This is a genomic window from Euzebya tangerina (assembly GCF_003074135.1).
Lineage (GTDB): Bacteria > Actinomycetota > Nitriliruptoria > Euzebyales > Euzebyaceae > Euzebya > Euzebya tangerina.
Map to the genome: position 1 here is coordinate 1 of NZ_PPDK01000003.1, position 23308 is coordinate 23308.

The 23308-nt window shown below is 70.0% G+C and carries 24 protein-coding genes; 14 read left to right on the forward strand and 10 right to left on the reverse strand.

All coding sequences use genetic code 11. The features are described from left to right. The 3 genes from C1746_RS18360 to C1746_RS18370 all read left to right on the forward strand — a co-directional run. A partial coding sequence (locus tag C1746_RS18360; protein ID WP_116716235.1) for a vWA domain-containing protein occupies window positions 1-1420 on the forward strand: 1420 nt, incomplete at its 5' end. 161 nt (window positions 1421-1581) lie between these two features. Beyond that, a complete protein-coding gene (locus C1746_RS18365; protein WP_162867931.1) occupies window positions 1582-2154 on the forward strand; it encodes an RNA polymerase sigma factor in 573 nt (190 codons plus the stop codon). Window positions 2155-2416: 262 nt separating this feature from the next. Continuing rightward, complete coding sequence (locus tag C1746_RS18370; protein ID WP_162867932.1) at window positions 2417-3538, forward strand: serpin family protein; 1122 nt, start codon at window positions 2417-2419, stop codon at window positions 3536-3538. Between the two features lie 90 nt (window positions 3539-3628). Here the strand turns inward: C1746_RS18370 and C1746_RS18375 are convergent, their stop codons facing one another. The 3 genes from C1746_RS18375 to C1746_RS22215 all read right to left on the reverse strand — a co-directional run bounded on the left by C1746_RS18375 (window position 3629) and on the right by C1746_RS22215 (window position 4794). Continuing rightward, window positions 3629-3895 carry a hypothetical protein gene (locus C1746_RS18375; protein WP_116716238.1) on the reverse strand — a complete coding sequence of 89 codons (267 nt, stop codon included), beginning with the start codon at window positions 3893-3895 and terminating at the stop codon, window positions 3629-3631. A gap of 64 nt (window positions 3896-3959) precedes the next feature. Then, a complete protein-coding gene (locus C1746_RS18380; RefSeq protein WP_116716239.1) occupies window positions 3960-4445 on the reverse strand; it encodes a hypothetical protein in 486 nt (161 codons plus the stop codon). Between the two features lie 169 nt (window positions 4446-4614). Further along, complete coding sequence (locus C1746_RS22215; protein WP_162867933.1) at window positions 4615-4794, reverse strand: hypothetical protein; 180 nt, start codon at window positions 4792-4794, stop codon at window positions 4615-4617. Between C1746_RS22215 and C1746_RS22220 the strand changes: the two genes are divergently transcribed. From C1746_RS22220 to C1746_RS18410, 5 genes are all read left to right on the forward strand, one after another. After that, complete coding sequence (locus tag C1746_RS22220) at window positions 4793-5266, forward strand: hypothetical protein (protein ID WP_162867934.1); 474 nt, start codon at window positions 4793-4795, stop codon at window positions 5264-5266. The genes C1746_RS22215 and C1746_RS22220 overlap by 2 nt on opposite strands. A 118-nt stretch (window positions 5267-5384) precedes the next feature. Then, window positions 5385-6170 (forward strand): class I SAM-dependent methyltransferase, encoded by a 786-nt coding sequence (locus C1746_RS18390; protein WP_162867935.1) that lies wholly within the window; start codon window positions 5385-5387, stop codon window positions 6168-6170. Window positions 6171-6175: 5 nt separating this feature from the next. Beyond that, window positions 6176-7780, forward strand: coding sequence for a 1,4-alpha-glucan branching protein domain-containing protein (locus C1746_RS18395; protein ID WP_116716242.1), 1605 nt, complete (start codon window positions 6176-6178; stop codon window positions 7778-7780). A gap of 159 nt (window positions 7781-7939) precedes the next feature. Further along, window positions 7940-9163: a pre-peptidase C-terminal domain-containing protein gene (locus tag C1746_RS22225; protein WP_162867936.1), complete on the forward strand. Its 1224-nt coding sequence runs from the start codon at window positions 7940-7942 to the stop codon at window positions 9161-9163. A gap of 25 nt (window positions 9164-9188) precedes the next feature. Further along, window positions 9189-10430 carry a DUF3179 domain-containing protein gene (locus C1746_RS18410; RefSeq protein WP_205711987.1) on the forward strand — a complete coding sequence of 414 codons (1242 nt, stop codon included), beginning with the start codon at window positions 9189-9191 and terminating at the stop codon, window positions 10428-10430. 1 nt (window position 10431) lies between these two features. Here the strand turns inward: C1746_RS18410 and C1746_RS18415 are convergent, their stop codons facing one another. The 5 genes from C1746_RS18415 to C1746_RS18435 all read right to left on the reverse strand — a co-directional run bounded on the left by C1746_RS18415 (window position 10432) and on the right by C1746_RS18435 (window position 14535). Beyond that, window positions 10432-11178, reverse strand: coding sequence for a GNAT family N-acetyltransferase (locus tag C1746_RS18415; RefSeq protein ID WP_116716245.1), 747 nt, complete (start codon window positions 11176-11178; stop codon window positions 10432-10434). Between the two features lies 1 nt (window position 11179). Continuing rightward, window positions 11180-11671, reverse strand: coding sequence for an LPXTG cell wall anchor domain-containing protein (locus C1746_RS18420; RefSeq protein ID WP_162867937.1), 492 nt, complete (start codon window positions 11669-11671; stop codon window positions 11180-11182). A 182-nt stretch (window positions 11672-11853) separates the two neighbouring features. Beyond that, the gene (locus tag C1746_RS18425) at window positions 11854-12699 is read right to left on the reverse strand and encodes an acyltransferase (protein WP_116716247.1); all 846 of its coding nucleotides are present in this window, start codon (window positions 12697-12699) and stop codon (window positions 11854-11856) included. 32 nt (window positions 12700-12731) lie between these two features. Continuing rightward, window positions 12732-13667 (reverse strand): class I SAM-dependent methyltransferase, encoded by a 936-nt coding sequence (locus C1746_RS18430; RefSeq protein WP_116716248.1) that lies wholly within the window; start codon window positions 13665-13667, stop codon window positions 12732-12734. Between the two features lie 94 nt (window positions 13668-13761). After that, window positions 13762-14535 (reverse strand): enoyl-CoA hydratase/isomerase family protein, encoded by a 774-nt coding sequence (locus C1746_RS18435; protein ID WP_116716249.1) that lies wholly within the window; start codon window positions 14533-14535, stop codon window positions 13762-13764. 155 nt (window positions 14536-14690) lie between these two features. On the opposite strand from C1746_RS18435, the gene C1746_RS22230 reads away from it, so the two are divergent. Both C1746_RS22230 and C1746_RS18445 read left to right on the forward strand, forming a co-directional pair. Next, window positions 14691-15518 (forward strand): sulfite exporter TauE/SafE family protein, encoded by an 828-nt coding sequence (locus C1746_RS22230; RefSeq protein ID WP_162867938.1) that lies wholly within the window; start codon window positions 14691-14693, stop codon window positions 15516-15518. Then, window positions 15511-16839 (forward strand): serine/threonine-protein kinase, encoded by a 1329-nt coding sequence (locus tag C1746_RS18445; RefSeq protein WP_162867939.1) that lies wholly within the window; start codon window positions 15511-15513, stop codon window positions 16837-16839. The genes C1746_RS22230 and C1746_RS18445 overlap by 8 nt, the downstream gene beginning before the upstream one ends. A gap of 275 nt (window positions 16840-17114) precedes the next feature. Here C1746_RS18445 and C1746_RS18450 read toward each other — a convergent pair whose 3' ends face one another. Then, on the reverse strand, window positions 17115-17594 hold the full coding sequence (locus tag C1746_RS18450; protein WP_205711988.1) for a DoxX family protein: 480 nt from the start codon (window positions 17592-17594) through the stop codon (window positions 17115-17117). A 268-nt stretch (window positions 17595-17862) separates the two neighbouring features. Beyond that, window positions 17863-18723: an SDR family oxidoreductase gene (locus tag C1746_RS18455; protein ID WP_116716252.1), complete on the reverse strand. Its 861-nt coding sequence runs from the start codon at window positions 18721-18723 to the stop codon at window positions 17863-17865. 153 nt (window positions 18724-18876) lie between these two features. On the opposite strand from C1746_RS18455, the gene C1746_RS18460 reads away from it, so the two are divergent. The 4 genes from C1746_RS18460 to C1746_RS18475 all read left to right on the forward strand — a co-directional run bounded on the left by C1746_RS18460 (window position 18877) and on the right by C1746_RS18475 (window position 23254). Beyond that, a complete protein-coding gene (locus tag C1746_RS18460) occupies window positions 18877-20052 on the forward strand; it encodes an acyl-CoA dehydrogenase (RefSeq protein ID WP_116716253.1) in 1176 nt (391 codons plus the stop codon). A gap of 12 nt (window positions 20053-20064) precedes the next feature. Then, complete coding sequence (locus C1746_RS18465; RefSeq protein ID WP_116716254.1) at window positions 20065-21072, forward strand: acyl-CoA dehydrogenase family protein; 1008 nt, start codon at window positions 20065-20067, stop codon at window positions 21070-21072. Window positions 21073-21201: 129 nt separating this feature from the next. Continuing rightward, window positions 21202-21759, forward strand: coding sequence for a DsbA family oxidoreductase (locus C1746_RS18470; RefSeq protein WP_116716255.1), 558 nt, complete (start codon window positions 21202-21204; stop codon window positions 21757-21759). 79 nt (window positions 21760-21838) lie between these two features. Continuing rightward, complete coding sequence (locus tag C1746_RS18475; protein WP_116716256.1) at window positions 21839-23254, forward strand: serine/threonine-protein kinase; 1416 nt, start codon at window positions 21839-21841, stop codon at window positions 23252-23254. The last annotated feature ends 54 nt before the right edge of the window (window positions 23255-23308 follow it).

A 23308-nucleotide genomic window follows, 5' to 3' on the forward strand; every position in this document is an offset into this window, starting at 1 on the left:
CGCCGACGCAGTCGCGGGCGCCGACGCAGTCGCGCAGGCCGACTCGCCACTGGACGCCTACGTCCCGCCGCTCCCCGAACCCGAGCCGGAGCCGATCCGACCGCCCGACGGCATCAACCCCTTCGTCGACACGGCCGAGGACGACCTCTCGACGTTCGGCTTGGACGTCGACTCGGGCTCCTTCGACCTGGCCGCGGCGGCCATCGAGTCGGGCCGGTTCCCGCAGGCTGATCAGGTCCGCGTGGAGGAGTTCGTCAACGCGCAGGACTACGGCTACGACGCCGACGCCAGCGAGACGTTCACGGTCAGCACCGACCTGGCGCCGTCGCCGTTCACGAGCGATCCGGACAACGCCCTGCTGCGCATCGGCCTGTCCACACCCCAGGTCGACGAGCGAGGCCCCGCCAGCCTGGTCTTCGTGGTGGACACCTCGGGCAGCATGGCCGACCACCTGCCGCTGGTGCAGGACGCGCTGCGCACTCTGGCCGTCGAACTGGAACCCGGTGACGACGTGGCCATCGTGACGTACTCCACCGGCGCCCGAGCGGTCCTCGACGCCACGGACGCGAGCAACCGCGCGAGCATCCTGGAGGGCATCTCGTCCCTGCAGATCGGGGGGTCGACGAATCTCGAGGCGGGCCTGGACCTGGGCTACCAGATCGCGCGTGGTCTGGCTGGGGACGACCGGACGACCCGCGTGATCCTGACCTCCGACGGCATCGCCAATGTGGGCAACACCTCTCCGGAGCGGATCCTCGACACGGCGCAGCAGGCCGCCTCGGAGGGCATCGAGTTGGTGACGGTCGGGTTCGGGCTCGATGGCTTCAACGACCCGCTGATGGAGCAGCTGGCTGACCAGGGCGATGGGTTCTACGCCTACGTCGACAGCCTGCAGGAGGCCGACACGTTGTTCCGGACCGACCTGGTCGCCACCCAGCCCGCCATCGCCCGGGAGGCCCGCGCCCAGGTGGTCTTCGACCGGGACCAGGTCGTGGCGTATCGGCTGCTCGGCTACGAGAACCGGGACATCGCGGACGAGGACTTCCGCAACGACGACATCGACGCCGGTGAGCTCGTGGCCGGGCACACCGTGACGGCGCTGTACGAGCTGCAGCTCGCCGGCCGCAACACCGGCAACCCGCTCGCCACCGTGCAACTGCGGTGGCTGGACCCGGCCGACGGCGCCGCTCGGGAGCGCGCCCACGACGTGACCGCGGCCAACATCACCCGGGACTGGCGCGACGCCCCGGTCTCGTTCCGCCTTGCCGCGACGGTCGGCGCCTGGGCTGAGTACCTGCGCAACTCGCCGTACGCCCCACGTGATGGACGTCTGCTGCGTGACGAGGTCGAGGAGCTGCGCCGGGCGTTCAACACACCCGAGGTGGACCGGCTCATGGAGCTGGTCACCAACAGCGTGTAGCCCTCAGCCCGGTCCCCCGCCGGGGGTCAGGACCCAGGGTCCGTCCGCCACCTGCCACTACGCTGGACGGCACTGCTGGTGCAGGGACCGCGTCCGCCCGTCGTCGGGGCCGGTTCCGATCAATCGCGAACCGATTCCCCGCGCCGTGCGTAGGGAGGGGTGTGACGACCCACGTCCGCCAACGGCCACACGCCTGCGACGTCGATCCGGGGACCATCCGCCGATTCCGCCGGGGCGACCCGGATGCCTTGGCTGAGATCTACCGCCACTACGCCCGAGCGGTCTGGACCGTCATCATGCGGGTGCTGCGCGACCGGATGCTGACCGAGGACGCGACCACCGAGACCTTCGTCCGGGCCTGGCGCAGCGCCGACTCCTTCAACCAGGACCGAGCACTGGCTCCCTGGCTGTTCACGATCGCCCGCCGCACCGCCATCGACGTCCACCGACGCGAGTTCCGGCCTACGCGCGGGGATCACGCGCCCGAGACCGACGTGGCCATCGAGCCGCCGGGCGTGGAGGATGCCTGGATGGCGTGGGAGGTGAGACGGGCCCTGGCCGATCTCCCCGACGACGAGCGAGTGGCCCTGTACCTGTCCCACTTCGAGCAGCTGACGCACGGCGAGATCGCCACACGACTGGAGATCCCGCTGGGAACGGTCAAGTCACGGACGCACCGGGCGCACCGGCGGCTGGCTGAGCGTCTGAGACACCTTCACGACGTCCTGTCCTGACGCCGGAGGGAACGACAAGGACCGGAACCATCCCGCTCCCGGCGACGTCGGACCTGGCATGCGACATCTGGCTGGCCTTCTTGTGACCCTACTGATGATCAGCGCCTGTGCGGCGACGGAGTCGGGGGCAGGCCGGCCGACCAGCGACTCGGGCACAGGAGCGCAACCGACCGTCGCTGAGGAACCAGGTAACACCCGCCCAGATCCGGACTCACAGAGCGCAGCAACGCTAGCGAGAGGGCTCAACCAGGCGGGAATCAGCATGTTCCTGTCCTTGGATTACCAGGATTCGGGAGTCATCTCACCCCTGTCCATCGGCGTGGCCTTCGGCATGGCTGATGTCGGAGCCGGAGAGATGTCCGGGGGTGATCTCGCGAGGCTGTTCGGCTTCGGCCCTGATGCCTCAGGCGGCCTCACCGACGACGCGCAACTGTCAGCCTTCAACACCCTCCTGCAGGACATCACCGCCGACGGGGAAGGCATACTCAACGGGCCGAGCGAGGGGCCGCCGCCCGACCCCGTGGTGGTGATTGCCAATCGGCAGTTCCCCGACGAGTCCTTCGACCCGATCCCCACCTTCAGCGACGCCATCGCCACCTGGTTCGGCGCCCTCGCACAACCGCTCCCCCTACAAGCGGACCCAGACGGGTCACGCCAGGTGATCAACCGCTATGTGGGAGAGCGCACCCGAGACGTGATCCCGGAGCTGCTCCCGCGCGGCGCCATCACCCGGCAGAGCATCCTGGTCCTCGTTAATGCGCTGTACCTCGAGGCGGCGTGGGAGCGCCCCTTCGGTGGCAAGTACGCAACCACCGCTCAGCCGTTCACAGACCTGGCGGGGACCGAGTCGCCGGTACAGCTCATGCACGACGCCGAGGCGTTCGGGCCTGCAGTCGATGGTGGCGACTATGTCGCAGCCGAGGTGCCCTACGCCGGCGGGGAGCTGTCGATGTTGCTGATCGTGCCCGATGACGGCGCGTTCGGCGCGGTCCGGGACCGGCTTGCCGAGGGCCTGCTGGAGGAGATAGACGCCGGTGGCACTCCGCGGGCCATTGATCTGTACCTGCCCGTCTTCTCCACAACAACACCGGTCAACCTGGCGACGATGATCAGCGAGGACCTCGGATTCTCCAACATCTTCTCCGGCGACTACCCGGGCATCGCAGACGGCATCGCGCTCACCGGGGCGATCCACACAGCCGACATCCAGGTAGACGAAGCCGGAACCGTCGCCGCGGCGGCCACGGCGTTGATGTTCGAGGAGTCCGGTCCCCCCGAGCCCGAGATCACGGTCCGGGCAGACCGACCATTCCTGTACGCGGTCAGACATCAGCCCAGTGGGGCGATCCTGTTCTTGGGGCAGCTAACGTCGACGACGGAGTGAGCGCTTCATCGGTCGAGGCCACGTGAGCCAGCTCGGCGACGCCGCCGTTCACCATGAAGCCTCGGCCCGGAGGCAACGGCCCGTTGGCCTTCACGCGCATCCTGAACACGTCACCAGCGTCCGGCTGAGGACGCAGCAACAACCCGGTGCGTCCTGCTGTGAGCCCGCTGCCGCGTGATCTGCTGCGGCGGCGGCAGCAACGGCCAGCTCCCGGGAGAGGGCGCTGGCGTCGGCGTCGCTGTCGTCGATGACCTGCTCCACCGAGGCAGTCAGCGCGCCGCCGCTGAGCACCTCTGGACCCATGGCGGCGCTGACCGGCCCCATGATGGACCGGCTGCGGACGCTGGCGTCGTCCAAGAGTGCGGCGGCGCGCTGGAATTGACCTTCGGTCGGCGTGTGCCGGTGGCGTCGGGTCGGCGGATCAGGAGATGCCGCTGCCGAACAGTGCTTCGGTGTCGCCCAAGTGCCCCAGGAGCACCTGCCCGTACTCGCGAGTCGCCTCCTCGGCCTGGGCCGACGTGGTGTCGAACTGCCGCCCGACTTCCTGCAGTGAGGCGTTGAGGTTGTCGGCGGCGCCGCGGAACTCGGCGTAGGCCTCGGCCATGGCGGCGCGGGTGCGGTCGATGGAGCCGACCAACTCGCCGGTGGCGCCGCGGAAGCGGTCGGAGCTGGCCCCGGTCCACTCGGCCCCGTCGGTTGCCGTGAGGGTGCTGGCGGTGTCCTGGCCCAGTGTGTCGAGGGCGGCGTTCAAGCGCGGCTCGGTGGCCTGGGCCTGGGCCAGCAGCCCCTCGACCTCCTCGATGATGGCTTGGACCTCGGCGCGGGTGCCGGCGACCGACCCGGCCTGGTTGGTGTAGCGGTTGACCTCCTCGCTGACGCTCTCGGTCCCCATGGTGAGCTGTGGCATGACGTTCCCTTCTCCGTGGCGGTTCGTCTGTCGGGTGGGCTCTGACGACCTCGTCTGGGGTACGTCCCGAAGGGCCTATCCGGTTCGTGTGTGGTGTGCGATCGTGGAGTTGTTCGGCCCGGGGCGAGGAAGTCTACGATCGCGCACCCGACCGGGGCGCCGGCCGCTCCTACGGGACCGCTGAGAGGGCCTCATCGGTCAGGTGGTCCGGCACCAGCCGCTCGACGGCGGACTCCGACTCCTCGAAGCCGGGCTCGAGCAGCGTGTCCTCGGTCGCCGCCCCTCGAGCGGCGTCGCTGGTCTGCCCGGTGCAGCGGGCCTCGCTGCGCCACGCTGCCCGCCGCCGCATGGAGGAGGTTGCGGCCCCCTCCGCGGCACCTACGGAGGGGCCGCTCGCCGCCATCCGCGAGGCTGATCCGGTCGTGGCGGCTGCCGAGGACGTTGCGACGGAGACGGCCGTCCAGGCGTGGGAGTCCATCCGACGTCTGGTTGCGGCAACCACCGGAGGACTCGTGCCCTGGGAGCACGGGCCGTTCCGAGCTCGGGTCTCGGTCGAGTTCGGAAACGGGTCACCGGCCCGGCAGCGGGAGCTGGCAACGGCCGACGCGTGTGTGACCGCCCTGCGCCAGGCGATCAGGGGGATGGATGAGGAGGGTCGAGCCCAACTGGCCGAGGTGGTGGCCGAGCAGACGCTGGGGCAGCAGGAGCGTGGTGGACCGATCAGCGTGGAGCCGGCCGCGCTCGCGCTCTCGCGCGCGGGCCAGGTCCACGACCTGGTCGCGGGGGTCCGCCGTGCCCTGGCCGGCCAGCGGGGAGCCTGAGCGCCCCAGCGGAGAGCCTGACCGTCCCATCCGCGAATCCCTCCCCAGGCACGCGCCAACCCTCCCCACGGCGAGGGGGCCACGACACGGCCCCGTGGCCCACTACGCTCGGGCGACCATGACCTCGGCGCCGCACCTCCCGATCACCGGTGAACGAACCGTGCCTGGGGTCGAGGCCGAGAACTACTGGTTCCAGCGTCACGTCATCGCCTACGAGTGGGCCGCCACACGGTGCCGAGACCGGGTCGTCGTCGACGCAGGGTGCGGCGAGGGCTACGGCCTCCCGATCCTGGCCCGACGGGCCGCCTCCGTCACCGGGATCGAGTTGGTCGCACCTGTGGTCGACCACGTCCGCCGGGCCTACCCCGACCAGCCCGTCCTCGAAGCCGACATCTGTGACACCGGGCTCCCCTCGTCCAGCGTCGACATCGTCGTCAACCTGCAGGTCATCGAGCACCTCCCCGACGTCCCGCGATTCCTGGGGGAGGTCAGCCGGATCCTGCGGCCTGGCGGGGAGCTGATCGTCGCCACGCCCAACCGCCTGACCTTCAGCCCGCACGATGACCACGGTGCCGATCCGACCAACGTCTTCCACGTCGAGGAGTTCACGGCCGCAGAACTCATCGATCGCCTGCGGACGCTGGGTGCGTTCACCGTCGAGCAGGTCCTCGGCGTCCATCACGGCGCCCGCCTGCGCGCCCTCGACCGGCTCCTGCGCATCGCGGGTGACGACCGCACGCCCGACACGGCCAGTCCCTTCGTCGACCGGCTCGTGACACCCGTCGAGCAGTGGCCGGCGTGGCTCCACGCCACGGTGCGGCGGATCACCCCACGCAGCTTCGTCCTGCGGCGGACCCACATCGACGCCTCGCTCGACCTGCTCGTCGTGGCCAGGAACGGCTGACCTGGATGCCGGGATCACTCGCCTTCGTGCTGCACAGCCACCTGCCCTGGCTGCGGCAGCACGGCGTCTTCCCCGTCGGGGAGGAGTGGCTGTTCCAATCGTGGTCGGAGTCCTACCTGCCCCTGATCCGAGTGCTCGACGGGTTGGCCGACGACGGCTTCACCGACGTGGTGACGTTGGGGATCACCCCGGTGCTGGCCGAGCAGATGGCCGACCCGTACCTCATGGAGGAGTTCCACGGCTGGCTGGGCCGACGGCAGCTCGACCTGCGCTGGACCATGTCGGCCGCACCAGCCAGCGACAAGGCGACCCTGGGCCCCGTCTGGGAACACCACTGGCAGCGACAGGCGCAGCTGCTCGAGCAGCTGGAGGGCGGACTGCTCGACACGGGTCTGGTGGAGCCGTTCGCGCGTCTGGCCCGGCGGGGTGTCATCCAACTGCTCGGCGGACCGGCGACGCACCCGTACCTGCCGTTGATGACCGACCCGGCGCTCATCCGTGGCCAGATCGCCGACGGTCTGGCCATCACGCAGTCCCTCACCGGGATCCGCCCGACGGGTGTCTGGACACCCGAGTGTGGCTATCGGCCCGCCGGCCGGGTCGCCGATCCGTCGGAGATCCCGCTCCACGTCGCCGACGACGGAACGCCCACGCTGCCGGTCAGCACCACCGACCTGCCAGGGATCGAGGCCTTCTGGGCCGAGGCGGGGGTCTCCCACCTGGTACTGGACGGGCCGACGCTGGCACGGGCAGCCGGCGCACCGCCCACTGACTGGGGGTCCACCGCTCGTGACCTGCCCCGCGTCGGGACACCCATGGACGTGCTGGACCGGCCCGTGCTGATCGGCGACTCCGACGTCGCGGCCTTCGGCCGGAATCTGGCGGTGGCCTACGCCGTGTGGAACCCGACCGGTGGCTACCCCGCCGACGTCTGGTACCGGGACTTCCACGCCATCGACATGGAGGGCGGCTACAAGTCCTGGCGGGTCACCGACACCACGAGCCTGATCAAGGAGCCCTACGACCCTGCTGCCGCGACCGCCCGGGTGGCTGACCACGCCGCCGACTTCATCGGACTGCTCAGCGAGCACATCGCGCCCCGGCCGGACGACACCTGTGTGGTGGCCGCCTACGACACCGAGCTCTTCGGCCACTGGTGGTATGAGGGACCGCAGTGGCTGGATGCCGTGGTCCGCGGGTTGGCGGCGCAGGCCGATGTCGGCACGACCACCCTGGCGTCCTCCCTTCGTCAGCATCCGCCGTCCACATCCCTGGCGCTGCCCGAGTCCTCCTGGGGCTGGGGCAAGGGCCACGCCGCCTGGGTGACGGAGGAGACTCGCTGGATCTGGCGGGAGATCCGGCGGGCGGAGGAGCGCTTCTCCATGCTCCCGGGTGGACCCAGCCGGCGGGCGGCGTGGCGGCAACTGACCTTGCTCCAGGCGTCGGACTGGCCGTTCATGATCGCCCGAGAGCAGTCGGCACAGTACGCCGTCGAGCGCGTGAAGACCCACCTGGCCCGCTTCGAGCAGGCCTGCCGTGGGACGCTGGACCCTGATACGGACCTGGCGGCGGCCCACACACCCCCCGCCTCTCACACACGGCCCGCCTGATGCATCCGGGACTGACGAATTGCGTACAGATCGGCGAGGTGGCTTGCCGTCATGATCGTCGTCGTGCAGGGTTGGCACCGGTCAGATGAGGGTCTGACCGGCCGATGAGATGCGGCCTGCCGCCCGAGCAGGCCATCCGCGACAGACAGGACGTCGTCAGTGTCAGACCAGCCACCTCCACCTCTGGGCGGCCCCGGGGGGTACCAGCAGCCGAACCCGACACAACCCTTCCCCCCGCAAGGCGGCCAACCACCCGGCGGCTACGGCGGCCCACCCCCGGGCGGCTACGGCGGCCAACCCCCGGGCGGCTACGGCGGCCCACCCCCCGGCGGCTACGGCGGTCCACCGGGCTACGGCGGACCTCCCCCCGGCGGCTTCGGCGGTCCCCCGAAGAAGAGCAAGGCACCGCTGATCGTCGGGATCATCGCGGGAGTGCTCATCCTCGGCGGTGCCGTCGGTGGGTTCCTGCTGATCAGCGGCGACGATGACGGCGCCGTTGCGATCCAGGCCACGCCCACGACGATCGCACCGCCCTCAGACGAACCGACCGACCCCGCGACACCGGCCGCAACACCAACCCCCGCGACATCGGACGGACCGGGCAGCGAGACACCGGCCACCGGCGGTCCCGACCCGGCCGGAACCATGCCGGCGGCCCCACCGGAGCCCGGTGGTGGCGCTGACTCGTCACCACCTCCTCCACCTCCACTACCGCCACCTCCTCCCCCACCACCGCCACCGCCACCGCCGCCACCCCCTGGGGGCGGCCAGTCCATGGCGATGAACGAGGCGGCGACCGGTGAGATCGCAGCCGGCGGCGACACCGTCGACTTCTTCTTCGACGGCGAGTCGGGCCAGGAGATCCTGCTGACCATGATCGGCCTGGACGGTCTGGACCCGGTCCTGACGCTGTTCGCTCCGGATGGCTCAGAACTCGCCCGCAACGACGACGCCCGCAACGACGCGCTGCCGTCCGTTCGAGATGCCCAGATCATGAGCGCCCTCCCCACGACCGGTGAGTACCGGGTCGAGGCGGCCGGCTTCTCGACCAGCACCGGCCCATTCGAGATCACGCTCGAGTTCCCCTCGGTGCTGACTGCGACGGATGAGATCACCGAGTCCGTGCAGGAGATCGCCTATGACTACGTCGGCACCGCCGGACAACAGATCGTCATCAACGTCCGCAGCGTGGACGACATGATGGACCCGATCGTCTTCATCGAGGACGACGCGGGGAACGAGATCGCCCGTGACGATGACGGCGGAGATGGACTCGACTCGCTGCTCGAGTTCACCATCCCGGCCGACGGCACCTACACCGTGGTGGTGACCTCCTTCGGGACCCGGTACGGCCGGTACTCGATCAGCCTGGCGGAACTGTAGGTCGAGGCCGTCCGTTCGGGCGGGTGTGACCATCTCCTCACTCCATCGTGCTCGCCACCTCGTCCCCCTGCTGATGGCCCTCGCCCTCGTCGTCGCCGCTTGCGGCACCGCGGATGGTGAGGGCGAGGCCGAGCAAGCCGGCGTCCCAGCTGAGGACGATGGGTCGACGGGCGGCGAGACCGCGGCTGACGAGGCGACTCCGCAGCCGGATGGACTGCCCCCGGCCGAGCCGTTCTTCTGGGAGCCTGACGGGAACCCGGATGCGCCGTCGCTCATCAGTCTGGACGAGATCATCCCCGGCGGACCTCCACCGGATGGCATCCCGCCGATCGACCAGCCGCAGTACACCAGCATCGCCGAGGCCGATGAGTGGTTGGAAGATCAGGAACCCGTCCTCGTCCTCGAGATCGACGGGACCGCTCGCGCCTATCCCATCCAGATCCTGACCTTCCACGAGATCGTCAACGACGTGCTGGCCGGTCAACCCGTCCTGGTGACGTACTGCCCGCTGTGCAACTCCGGGTTGGCCTTCGACCCGACGATCCGAGGCGAGACCCTCGACTTCGGCACCTCCGGCCGGCTCTTCCAGTCCAACCTGATCATGTACGACCGCCAGACCCAATCGCTGTGGTCCCAGTTCACCGGTCAGGCCGTCACCGGACCACTGATCGAGGAGGAGTTGGAGCGGCTCCCCCTCGGCCTCGTCGCGTGGCAGGACTTCATCGCGGCACATCCCGACGGAGATGTGTTGAGCCGCGACACGGGCCACTCACGTGACTACGGGACCAACCCGTACGTCGGGTATGACAGCTCCGCCGACCCGTTCCTGTTCTCCGGTCCCACCGACGACACGCTGCCCCAGATGGCCCGGGTCGTCGCCACCGGAGGCGCGGAGGACCCCACGGCTGTGCCACTGGACGCACTCCGCTCCGAGCTGGCCATCAACACCGACATCGCCGGTCAACCAGTGGTGGCGTGGTGGACACCGGGAACGAGCAGCGCGCTCGACAGTCGGGCCATCGCCGAGGGCACCGATGTCGGAGCCACCGGTGTGTTCGTCCGCGTCGTGGACGGCCGGACGCTCACGTTCGAACCAGGTGACGATCAGGACTTCACCGACGTCGAGACGGGCTCGACCTGGAACGTGCTGGGTCAGGCGACGAGCGGCAGCCTCGCCGGGTCACAACTCACGCGCCTGCCCAGCGACGACACCTTCTGGTTCGTGCAGTTCGCGTTCCGCCCCGAGACGCGGCTCGTCACCCGGTGAGCTACTCCTCCTCGTCGGACCCCCGTTGCCGCAGTTGATCCTCCGCCCAGCCCTTCAGCAACCGTGAGGGACTGGCATCGGCGACCACCTCACCGATGTCCGCCACCTTCCGATACAGCCACAGCAACGGGTAGGCCCACTCGTCGGCCTCGGACTCCGTCTGACGTCCAACCGAGGCGACCCAGCGGCCGGCCGGCGTGTCAGGCTGCGCCTCCTCCGGGCCTCGCACGGGCACGTCGACGCGGAACACAGTGGAGCCCTCAGGCTGGATCTCACCGTCCAGCTGGCGGAAGATCTCCAGCATGGTCCGGTTCTCCGCCAGGACGTAGTTGCGGAACGTGCGGATGCCGCGCGCGTGGGCCAACTGCTCCAACATGCCGATCAGCGCGGTCCCGATACCACGTCCCTGGTACTCGTCGATGACGGTGATCGCAGCCTCGGCGATCGTCGGGTCCTCCTCCAGGCGGATGTAGCGAGCCACGCCGACCCCCGGCTCATCCGGCGCGTCGGGGTCCAGCGCGACCAGCGCCTCGTGGTCGTGGTGGTCGATGTTCAGCAGATAGTCGAGCGTCGCCTCTGACAGCGTCTTGACGGGGCTGTGGAACCGCATGTAGCGGGAGCGCTCCGACAGCCGACTCCAGCCGTCCAGCAGTTGGGCACGATCATCCTCACGGATCGGACGCACCCAGATCCGTTGGTCGCCCTTCGCGGTGAGCTCGGTGACGTCCTTCGGAGTCCGTCGCTTCACGTCATGCTGCGGCCGCTGTCCCGCGGCGGCGGTAGCCGACCACGAGGACGGTACCGATCAGCAGCAGCGTGGCTGCGACCATGGCGATCGTCGCGGAGTCGATACCCGTCGTGGCCAACCCGCTGTCACCCGGCTGCGGCGATCCAGTGTCGCCACCAGCCGCACCGTCATCGCCACCAGCCGCACCGTCACCGTCATCGTCACCGTCGACGTCGCCACCGGTGTCGTTGTCGTCGGTGCCATCGAGCACGTCGATCAGGCCGTCTCCGTCGCTGTCCGGCTGCTCGGTGTCCGGTACGCCGTTGCCGTCCGCGTCAGGGTCCTGGGCGTTGGGGATGCCGTCGCCGTCCGCATCGTCGTCCTCGGTGTCCGGGATGCCGTCACCATCGATGTCGCCGGGAACGCCCACGGGCGGTGGGTACTGCGCGCTGGCCGGCACGGCCATCAGCACCGCAAGAGCAGCGACGGCGACGACGAGCAGGAGCTTCTTCATGATCGGATCCAGTCTGGCTGGTCTGGCGCTGGCTGCCACTCGCACACCTCAGGTGTGTGGGCACAGGACAACCCGTATGAGCCTACCGAATAGCTCGGAGGTGTCGGGGGAAGGTCCACCACGGTACAGGCTCTGCGGATCGCACCACAAGAGGCACTGCGCTGATGGACGGGCGAGCAGACTCAGACGTCCAGCGGATCGCCGGGAATGGGATGTCCGGCACGTTGGAGGGCCAACCCCTCCTCCACGGTCATGCCGGCAGGCAGCCGGGAGCGGATCACCCGGGCTGGTGTGCCGACCACGATCGAGAAGGGTGGGATCGGCCCCTTGACCAGCGCCTGACTGGCGATGACCGACCCGGAGCCGACGTCGGCGCCCCGGAGGATCGATGCCTTCTCACCGACCCAGACATCGGCGCCGATGCGGACGGGGGTCTTGACCAGGCCCTGGGACTTGATGGGGATGTCCAGCCGCTCGTAGACGTGGTCGAAGTCGCAGACGTAGATCCAGTCACCCAGCAGCGCGTTGGTCCCGATCTCGATGTCGAGGTAGGTGTTGATGACGTTGTCGCGTCCCATGACGACCTTCGGCCCCAGGCGGAGGTTGCCCTCGTGGGCCCGCAGCTTGTTGGTGTTGCCGATCCAGCACCAGGGGCCCAGCTCCAGGTTCCCGTGGCCGCGGCGGGCCTTCAACTCGACCCCACGGCCGAAGAAGACCATGCCGGGCATGACGACGTGGGGGTTTCGGGCGCGTTGCCACAGATAGCGGGCGTACAGCGCCAGGTACTCGGGGGTGTACATGCGTCGGGCCCGGGCGAACTCGATGGTGCGACGGATGCCCCACCGCTGCGGTCGTGGCAGGGCCGGGACGACCGCTCCCGGCACCTGGTGGTCCGCACCGAGCAGGGCAGCTCGCTGGGTCACGGCCCGGGCCACGTCGCGCTTGGCGGCCACCTCGGCGTGAGCCCGGGCGGCCTCCTGCACGGTAGCCAGTACCTGCTCTGGTGTCGTGTCGGGCGGTGTGCTCATCGGGCCTGTCTGGTCGGTTGTGCAGGTCGGCGCTAGCGGAGCGGACGAACCGCGGTGAGGATCGCGTTGTAGAAGATGTCCTTCGGCAGCAGGCGGGTCAGGACGGCGTTGTCCAGCCAGAACAGCGACTTCCAGATCCGGTAGGCGACCAGGCGGTAGCCATCGGGCACGATCCCCTCGGCCAGCATGGCCTCAGCCGTCCGGGTGACCCAACCGAACCAGTTGGCCGTCAACTCCTCCGTGAAGGTCTCGACCTCCGTGAAGTTGCAGCCGAGAGCCAACCGCTCGAGCTCGACCGGGGTGAAGATGTGGAGGTCGACGTGGGCCTCGAGCGCCGCCGCCTCGGCGTCCTCGGGGGCGTGGTGCGCGGTGGCCAGGACCCGCTCGCGCCCCAACGTGGCCGCGGCCGCCTTGATCCCGAGGCGCGTGAGGCGCTTGAAGTGGCTCGCGATCGCATCACCCAGGAGCGTCGGCTCGCCGGCGATGATCAGCCGACCGCCGGGCTTGAGGACCCGGTGGAACTCGCTGAAGGCCGTCTCGAGGTCAGGGACGTGATGGATGAACGCGTGGCCCATGACCAGGTCGAAGGAGTTGTCCGGGAACGGGAGCGACTCGGCTTCGCAGGCCTCCCCGATGACGTCGATGCCCAGCCGGCGGCCGTTGGCGACGCAGGTCTTGACCATCTGCTCGGAGATGTCGGTTGCGAATGCTTGGCCGATGTAGCCGGCCTGGGCGACGTTGAGCAGGAAGAAGCCGGTGCCCGCGCCAACCTCGAGCACCATCTCGAAGTGTCGTGGCGTACCGCCCAGCGCCTTCGCAAATCGGCCCACCGCGTACTCGACGCAGCGGTCGTCGTAGCTGATCGACCACTTCTCGTCGTAGGAATCGGCCTCCCAGTCGTGGTAGACGATGTTGGCCAGCTTCGGGTCGAGTGGCTCGCGGTCCTGCGGGATGACGTGGGCGGACATGGATTCGGCTCCTGCGGTGGGGTGTGGTGCGGCGTGATGGCCGGTGCAGCTGGGGTGGCCCTACTGCTGGGTGGACGTCACTGCTGGGTGGACGTCACTGCTGGGTGAACGTCGCCGTCCCCTTCTCGATGAAGGCGTCCATCCCGATCTTCTGATCCTCGGTGGCGAAGCAGGAGGCGAAGAGCTCGGTCTCCAGGCGCAAGGCGGCAGAGAGGTCCAGGGCGTACCCCTCGTCGATGGCCTTCTTGGCCAGGCGGAGGGCGAAGGGCCCGGCGGCGTACCGGCGGGCAGCCTCGATGGCTCGGTCGTACACCTCATCGGCGGGGTAGACCCGGTCGACCAGGCCCAGCTCGGCGCAGGTCTGGGCGTCGTACATCTCGCCGCCGTAGACCCACTCCTTGGCTGCGGACAGGCCGATGAGTCGCGTGAGCCGCTGGGTGCCGCCAGCGCCAGGTATCAGCCCCAGATTGATCTCGGGCTGCCCGAACTTCGCGTTATCGGCGGCGTAGCGGAAGTCGGCCGTCATGGCCAGCTCACACCCGCCGCCAAGGGCATAGCCGTTGACCGCGGCGATGGTGACCTTGGGGATGCTCGACAGGATCTCGAAGGCGTCCTGCAGCTTGCGGGCCTGGGAGATCGCGACCTGGTAGCTCATCTGCCGCATCGCCTTGATGTCGGCCCCCGCCGCGAACACCTTCGGACCGCCCCAGATCACAACCGCCTTGACGGCGTCGTCGTCGGTGACCTGCGTCCCGGCCTGGGCGAACTCGTCCCAGGCCTCGAAGTTGAGGGCGTTGACCGGCGGACGGTCGAGGCGGATGGTGGCGACGCCGTGGTCGTCGGTCGTGACGGAAACGAACTCACCCATGGTCGACTCCTCGAGATCTGGTGGGTGGGACCCTGCTGGTTGGGGGTGCAGTGTAGGACGACGGCCCAGCCAGCCGATCCCGCGGTGGTTGGGGCAGACGCGCCCGCGTGCAAGCATGGCCCCTGGACGGCAGTGGTGGACGATCCCGAGGAACCGTGGAGCAGCTCAGCCAGGACTCATCGGCGCAGCACGACAACCCGCTGTCCCGCAGCCGTTCCCTCCTGCTCGGCGTGGTGGCCGGGGTCCTCGCCGGGCTCTTCGGCGTGGGTGGGGGCGTCATCCTGGTGCCCGGCCTGGTCTGGCTGGCACGGCTGCCCCAACACCAGGCCCATGCGACCAGCCTGGCCGCGATCATCGTCACCGCGCCCGCTGCGCTCGCCCCGTTCGCCGCCGAGGGGGACGTGGCCTGGCCGGCAGCGGCCGCGCTGGCAGCCGGCGCGGTCCTCGGAGCCGTGGGAGGTGCCGGTGTGATGAGCCGGATCCCCGCCGGGACGCTCCGCCGGATCTTCGGCGGGTTCATGCTCCTGGTCGCCGCGCGACTGGTGGCGTCGGCCTCGGGAACCGGCGCGGCAGAGGAGGCCGCGCTGGCGGTGACCACGGGGGCCATCGTCGGTCTCGCGGTCACCGGGCTGGTCACCGGCCTGCTGAGTGCGCTGATGGGTGTGGGGGGCGGCATCGTGATGGTGCCGGCAATGGTGATCGGCTTCGGCTTCGATCAGCACCTGGCCCAGGGCACCTCCCTGGCCGTCATCGTGCCGACCGCCGTGATCGGGGCGTGGCGCCACACCCGTCGTGGCTACACCCGGTGGTCCATCGGCCTCCTGGTCGGCGCCGGAGGGGTCCTCGGCGGGTTGGCCGGCGCCGGCCTGGCACAGCTGCTCCCGGCGCGGGAGTTGCAGATCGCCTTCGCCGGCCTGCTGGTCGTCTCGGGAGTGCGCCTGATCCGCAAGCGGCCAGCTGCCGCGGGGGTTGCCCGTGAGTGACCTGGCCCCCGGCGCACGAATCGGCCCGTACGTGATCCGCAGCGTGGCCGGCCGCGGTGCGGTCGGCGTGGTCTACGCCGCCGATCACGAACAGCTCGACCGGCGCGTCGCGATCAAGACGCTGAACTCGCAGCTGGTCGGCGAGGAGACCTACCGGGCGCGCTTCCTCCGCGAGGCCGAGGGTGCCGCCCGCTTCGACCACCCCAACATCATCAACGTCTTCGACGCCGGTGAGCACGAGGGCGCCCCGTACCTGGTGATGACGTACGTGACCGGACCCGACCTCGAGCAGGTCCTCTTCGACCGTGGCGGCAAGCTGGAGCCGGCCGAGACCGTGCTGATCTGTGCGGCCATCGCGGCGGCGCTCGACGCTGCCGGCGCGGTCGGCCTGGCCCATCGCGATGTCAAGCCGGCGAACATCATGTTGGAGGGCTGGGAGCCCGAGCGGTACGGCGGCCGACGACGGCGCCCGCACGTGTACCTGACCGACTTCGGGCTGCTCAAGTCCTCGGCGCAGGCGACGCTGACCAAGACCGGCCAGTTCGTGGGCACCCTGCTGTACATGTCGCCGGAGCAGATCAACTCCGCGGCCGTCCCGGCGAGTGACCAGTACTCGTTGGCCTGTGTCATGTGGGAGTGCCTGACCGGCGACTACGCGTTCCGGCCGACCGGGAACTCGGTGCTGTCGCTGATCAAGGCCCACCTGACCGCGGATCCGCCCTCCATCTCACAACAGTCCGGCGGGATGTTGCCTGCGGCAGCCGACGCCGTGTTCCGGCGGGCACTGGCGAAGGACCCGTCGGAGCGCTTTGCGACCTGTACGGAGTTCGTGGACCACGCGACGCGGGCCCTGGGGCTTGGCGCGAGCGCGCCGCGCGTGGAGCCTGCTCCGCCGCTCGCGGCCGTCAACACGACGGCTGAGCTCGAGCGACGGCACCAGGATGACGATCGGGCCAGGCGCGATGGGGTCAGGCGCGATGGGTCGGTGACCCCTCCATCGCTGGCGGACCTCCCCCCGGTGCCGCTGGGTGACCTTCCACAGTCCGCGCCGGCAGACCTTCCTCCGGTCCCGCTGGGTGCCGATCCGGTGTCGCCGGGGCAGCCGTACCCCTCGACGACCGATCCTGTCGCGGGAGCCGGAGATGCTGGTGCCGCCAGGTCAGGCCCCGTGGCCCCTCAGGAGCACGCCGGTCAACTGCCGCCGACCAACGTCCCGGCCCCCTCCCCCGGAGCTGACCGGCAGGTGAGGCGGATCGTGCTCGCGGTCCTCGTGGTGCTGGTGGTGGTGGCGCTGGCCGCCCTCGGCCTCTGGCTTCGATAGCGGCGCGCCTACAGCCCTGGGAGCGGTGCCGTCCGAGGCCGTCGACTCTCGGTACACCGCGGCCGGGCCTCCCACTCTCGGTGCACGCCGGGCAGCGCTGGCCGCGACCATGTGCTGAGAGTCGGCTCCCACCTGGCCAGGTACAACTCTCGGCACACTCGTCTTCACGGTTAGGCCGAGATCGTGTACCGAGAGTCGTTCGGGATCACGACGGCGTCTACTGAGAGTCGGCCGGACCCTGACGGCGTGTACCGAGAGTCGTTCGGGACCCTGGATCAGCCGCCGTCGCGCCGGATCCGCAGCGCCCACCAGATCAGCGGGAGCTGGAGGGGGAGGCGCAGGATCGCCGCCGTCCGAGATCCCAACCAGCCGTCGACCGGTAGGCCACCCGACAGCACGGTGTCGATGTTGGCCGGGAAGACCGCGATCAGCGTCGCCGCAGTGAGGGTCCCCCCGAACCGACGGGTCCTGCGGTTCAGCAACAGACCAGCACAGAGGACCTCGACCACGCCCGAGCCGTACGTCAGCGGGCGGTGCAGCTCCTCCGGGATGGCTCGTGGCATGACCATGTCGTAGGCCGCCGGAGCCAGGAAGTGGGTGATGCCGGCTCCGCCCATCAGCGCGGCCAGGCCGAGAACCCGCCACGAGGGTCGGGGACGCCCGGAGGGTGGTGGACCTGCATCGCCTGTGGTTCGACCGCGGCGGGGCTGGAGTCCGCCTGACTGCTGGGCCGTCTTGCCTCCACTCGCGGTCAATTCGCCTCCCCCGTTGTCGGGCTTCTCGGTGCTGCTGCGGCCCAGTGGGCCATCCTGCCTCCGCCTCGCGGCCGATCTGGGTTCGCCGGAGGCAGTTTGACCACACCAGGCCGACTGACCACACCAAGCCGACTGACCACACCAGGCCGACTGACCACACCAAGCCGACAGACCACGCCAGGCCGACTGACCACGGCAGGCCGACTGACCGCGCCAGGCCGACTGACCACACCAGGCCGACTGACCACGGCAGGCCGAGGGGGCGCATTCACGATGACCCGGCGATCTGCGTGCCGATGGCGTCCTCGGGGCGGCCGACCACACGCGCCAGCAGCGACCGAACCTCGGGGTCGAGCAGCCGATCAGCGTGCGGCGCCGGCGACCCCGCCCCCACGTTGGGCAGGCCCTCCGCCTCGCTACCAGCCGCCCCGCCCTCCACGACCGACGTGGCGTACACCGACAGATCACGGGTCCGCACCTGATCAGGCCCGGCCAGCGGCACCACGACGTGCAGGGAGGTGTCGACGTCACGCTCCGCGTCAGCCATCACCGCGGTGGCGGCAACAGCGCCCGCCGGAATCGGCCAGTGCTCGCCCTCCTCGGGCAGGGTCCCCTCCGCGGTGCCGGCCAGTGCCCTGGTCAGCCGATCCGCGGGGTCGACGGTGAGGGCCGCCCGCAGGATGACGCTCTCCAGTGGGGCATCGGCGGCCATGTCCTCGGCCTCGGCCAGCGCCTCCAGCCACGGGTGGCCAGCCGGGTCGGTCACGGCCAGGTCGCTCAGCAGCACCAGCCGCTTGCAGCCGGCGCCGATCGCCGCGCCGACGACCGTCGCGGTCTGTTCGACGTAGGTGTCCGGGTCGTCCCCCGGCCGACCCAGCAGGTGCAGGACCGTGTGGACCTGCTCGAGCGCCGTCTCGACGTGCGCCTCATCGTCCAAGAACCCGTGGGCCACCTTGCAGCGCGACGCCCGCAGGTCCTCGCGGAGCTCATGGACCCGAGCCTGCTCGGCCGGGCCGGCCTCGGGAGCCGCTGCCTGGATGAACACACGGACCTCACCGCCACCGGCCAGCAACTGGTCGACAGCCCGTCGGCCGACGACGTCCTCGACCCCCGTGACCATGACCGGCATGGCCGACAGTGTGCCAGCGCTTGCACGCCTCAACTGGCGTAGCGCAGCTGGGCAAGCTAGAACGTGCGGAGGACAAACTGACTGGAGTCATGTTGCGCACGGCCGCGAAGCCGGCCAGCCACCGCACCACTCCCCCCACCCTGAGGACTGCCGATGGACCTAACCCCGACACCCGAACAGGTCACCTTCAGAGAAGAGGTCCGAGAGTGGCTCGAGGCCAACGTGCCCACCGACCTGCCGCCCCTGGAATCCAAGGAGGAGCTGCCGCTCTACCAAGCATGGGAGCGGAAGCTGTACGAGGCCGGCTACGCCGCGATCTCCTGGCCGAAGGAGTTCGGCGGGCGCGACGCCGACCTGATGACCCAGGCCATCTTCGCCGAGGAGTACGCCCGCGCCGGCGCCCCCACGCGCATCAACGTCCTCGGTCTGGGACTTGCCGGCCCAACGCTCATGGCGCGCGGAACGCAGGAGCAGCAGGCCCAGTGGTTGCCCGGCATCCTCTCCTGCGACGACATCTGGTGCCAGGGGTTCAGCGAGCCGGACGCCGGCTCCGACCTCGCCGCCATCCGCACCACGGCGGTGCTCGAGGACGACACCTACATCATCAACGGCCAGAAGATCTGGACCTCGCAGGGTCGCTACGCCGACTGGATGTTCGCGCTCGTGCGGACCAACCCCGACGTGCCCAAGCACAAGGGGATCACGTTCATCATGATCGACATGGCCTCCCCGGGCATCGAGGTCCGCAACATCGTCCAGATCAACAACGACGCCGGGTTCGCCGAGGTGTTCTTCGACGATGTCCGGGTCCCGGCCGCCAACGTCGTGGGAGGAGTGGACGACGGCTGGTCGGTCGCGATGACCACGCTGTCGTTCGAGCGGGGCACCGGCCTCGGCTCACACGTCCGGTTCCAGAGGAACCTGGACGATCTGGCCACGCTCGTGAAGGCGCGCGGCGTCGCCGACGACCCGCGGGTGCGCGACAAGGTTGCCGAGCTGCACATCCGCAACCAGGTCTTCCGCCACAACGGGGCCCGCACGCTCACCTCCCTGACCAACGGGAACGAACTCGGCCCCGAGGCCAGCCTCAACAAGCTGTTCTGGTCGACCATGGAACGCGACATCTTCGAGACCGGCATGGACGTCCTCGGCCCGTACGCCGAGCTGGAGGACCCGGGTCTGGACGGCGTCGACGCCAAGGCCTGGCACAAGACCTACTGGTACTCGCGGGCCGCCTGCATCTACGCGGGGACCAGCCAGATCCAGAAGAACATCATCTCCGAACGAGTCCTGGGGCTCCCCAAAGAGCCCAAGATGGCTGCGAAGTAGAGGAATCAGACCATGTACTTCGACTTCACCGATGACGCCAAGGACCTCGCCGCCGGCGCGCGGGAGTTCCTGACCGGCGAGTACTCCCCCTCCTACGTCCGCAGCGTGTGGGACTCCGACGAACCTCGCGATCCGGCCAAGTGGCAGCAGCTGGCCGAGACGGGCTTCGTCGGCGTCGCCATCGCAGAGGAGCACGGCGGCCTGGGCATGGGCGATGTGGAGATGGCCCTGCTGCTCGAGGAGGCCGGCCGGGCCAACCTGACCGAGCCGCTCCTCGAGACAGCCGCCGTCGCCGCACCGACCCTGGCCGACTACGCGCCGGAGGCGATGCAGAAGGAGTGGCTGCCGCTGGTCGCCGCTGGGGAGGCCATCATCGCCGTCAAGCTGGGCGACGCCCCGGCCGTGGCCGACGCCGATGTCGCGGCTGCCCTGCTGGTCGAGACCGACGGTGCCCTGCACCTGGTCCCGGCGGACGGCGTGAGCGCCAAACCGACGGGCTCGATCGACCTCTCCCGGCGCATGTTCACGGTGGAGGTCACCACCGGCCCCGACACGCTGGTGACCGACGACGCCGACGCCATCGCCCGCACCTTCGACCGTGGCGCCGTGGCGACGGCCGCGTGGCTGAACGGCATCGGGCAGCAGGTCCTCGAGATGAGCGTGGCCTACGTCAAGGAGCGCGAGCAGTTCGGCCGGCCGGTCGGGTCCTTCCAGGCGGTCAAGCACCTGTTGGCCGAGACCGTCCTGGACGTCGAGACCTCACGGGCCGCGACCTGGTACGCCGCCTACGCGGTGCAGCACGATCTGGAGGATCGGGTCGAGGCGGCGAGTGTCGCCAAGGCCTTCGCCTCAGACGCCGAGCGGCTGGCCAACACCAACTCGCTGCAGGCTCACGGCGGGATCGGCTTCACCTGGGAGCACGACCTGCACCTGTGGCTGAAGCGCGGCAAGGCGCTGGAGGGCGCGTTCGGGACCGCGTCGTTCCACCGCGAGCGGGTCGCCCAGATCATCCTCGACTGAGGACTCGGTCGCCCTCCCCGGGCATGCCCTGCACTCAATCCACTCCTCAGTGACGAGTACACCGCCGGCGCAGCGGAGGACGTCACGTGTCCCGCACCGCCGCACCACCACCCTGGCTACGGTGTGCGGGTGCTGACCCTGTTCCACGACCCGACGGACCCGGCCTCCGCCGTGGCCGTGGCCCGCTGCACCCGCTTGGCGGAGGAGGGGGTCCCCATCGAGTTCGAGGGGTTCGACGCCCTCGGGCTGGACCTCGCCATGCCCGTCGACCTGGGGATGCTTGCGCTGATCGGCCGACTGCAGGAGGAGGCCGCGGCCGAGGGCATCGTGCTCAACCGGCCCTCGGGACGTCCACCGAGCGCGCTGGCCCACGTGCTCATGCACCGGACCGAGGGCACCCCGGTCGCTCACCCGGTCCGGCACGCCGTGTACCAGGCCTACTGGGAGGACGATGCCGACATCGGCGACGCCGCCGTCCTGACCGAGGTGGCCGCCGCTGCGGGTGCGAACCCCGACACCGTTGCCGACCTGCTGGCCGACCGTGTGGCCCTGGCGTCCCGTCGTCGAGAGATGGGAACCCACCGGCGAGAGGGGGTCGGCGGGGTTCCCGTCGTCCTGGCCAGCCGGACCCTCATCCCCGGCCTGCTGGACGAGCAAGCCATACGGGACCTGGCCGCCGCCGTCTGAGTCGGATCGAACCGCACACCTGTCGCGGAGCGTCGAACGGCCACGGGGCAAGGGAGCCCCGGTACGTCACACTGGCCTGATGCAACGTATTGCCGGCCGCTACGAGCTCCTTCGCCTGCTCGGCGAGGGAGGGATGGCGCAGGTGCACCTGGCCCGGGACCAGGTGCTCGACCGCCAGGTGGCCCTCAAGCTGCTCCGCAGCGACATCGGACAGGACGAGGTCCTGCGCGAGCGGTTCCTCCGCGAGGCCAAGCTGGCCGCCCGCCTGACCCACGAGAACATCGTCCGCGTCTACGACACCGGCATCGACGAGGACGTGCCGTGGATGGCGATGGAACTGGTCGAGGGGCGCTCCCTGCGTGACGAGATGACCGACTCCGGTCAGATGCCCGTCGGACGATCCTTGGAGCTGGTCGAGCAGGTCCTCGCCGGCCTGGGTGCCGCCCACGAGGCTGGCATCGTCCACCGGGACATCAAGCCCTCCAACGTCTTGGTCAACGGTCGGGCGCAGCTCAGCGACTTCGGGATCGCCAAGAGCCTGCAGGGCGGTGGCGACCTGACCCAGACCAACCAGTTCCTGGGAACCCCCAAGTACACCGCACCCGAGGTCGCAACGGGCTTCCCGGCCACACCCCAATCCGATCTGTACTCCACCGCCGTGGTGCTGTGGGAGATGCTGGCCGGCGCCCCGCCGTTCGAGCACGACAACGCGCTGGCCCTGGCGATGATGCACCAGACCGACGATCTGCCCGCCCTGGGCGAGCGCCGCCCCGACCTGCCTGCCGCCCTGATCGCCGCGATCGAAGCCGGACTGGCCAAGGAGCCGACCGACCGACCCGACCACGCCGCAGGGTTCACCGCGCTGCTCAAGGCCGGCCTGTCCGGCGACACCGTCGCGCTGGCTGCCGCCACCGCACCGACGGCCGCCCTGCCCCGGGTGTCGATCGTCGACCCGGACGTGCCGCCCACCGTCGACCCGGATCAGGCCACCGTGGCGATGCCGCAGCCGCAGCAGACGGCGGCGCCCGGTGCGGGTGGCAGCAACCCTCCCCCGAGGTCGGGGGACCGGCCGAGCGCCGCGCAGCGGCCACCCCGCCGCCGGAACGCCCCCGGTCTCATCCTGCTGGTGGTCCTGCTCATCGCAGCCGCGGCGGTCGCCTACACCACCCTGGTCGACACCGGCACCGAGCCGGACGTGCCGGCCACACCGACGGCCACACCGACGGTCTCCCCGACAGCCACACCCACGTCCGAGCCGCCCACCGACGCGGCTCCCGCCGCACCAGCACCAACCACCGACGCGACGGCGGAGCCCGACCCCGTCCAGCCAGTTCCCACAGCCACCCAGCCGCAGCCGACCGGCGAGCCGGCCCCGACGCAGCCGGCCGAGCCAGCGCCCGACCCCCAACCCACCGTGGAGCCCACCTCCCCCGCGACCCCCGAGCCGCTGGAGCCACCGGAGCCGACCCCCGAACCGCTGTCCTCGCCTGCCTGAGCCCACCTGACGGGCTGATGACCGCTCGGAGTACGGTGGGACGGCCCAGCCACC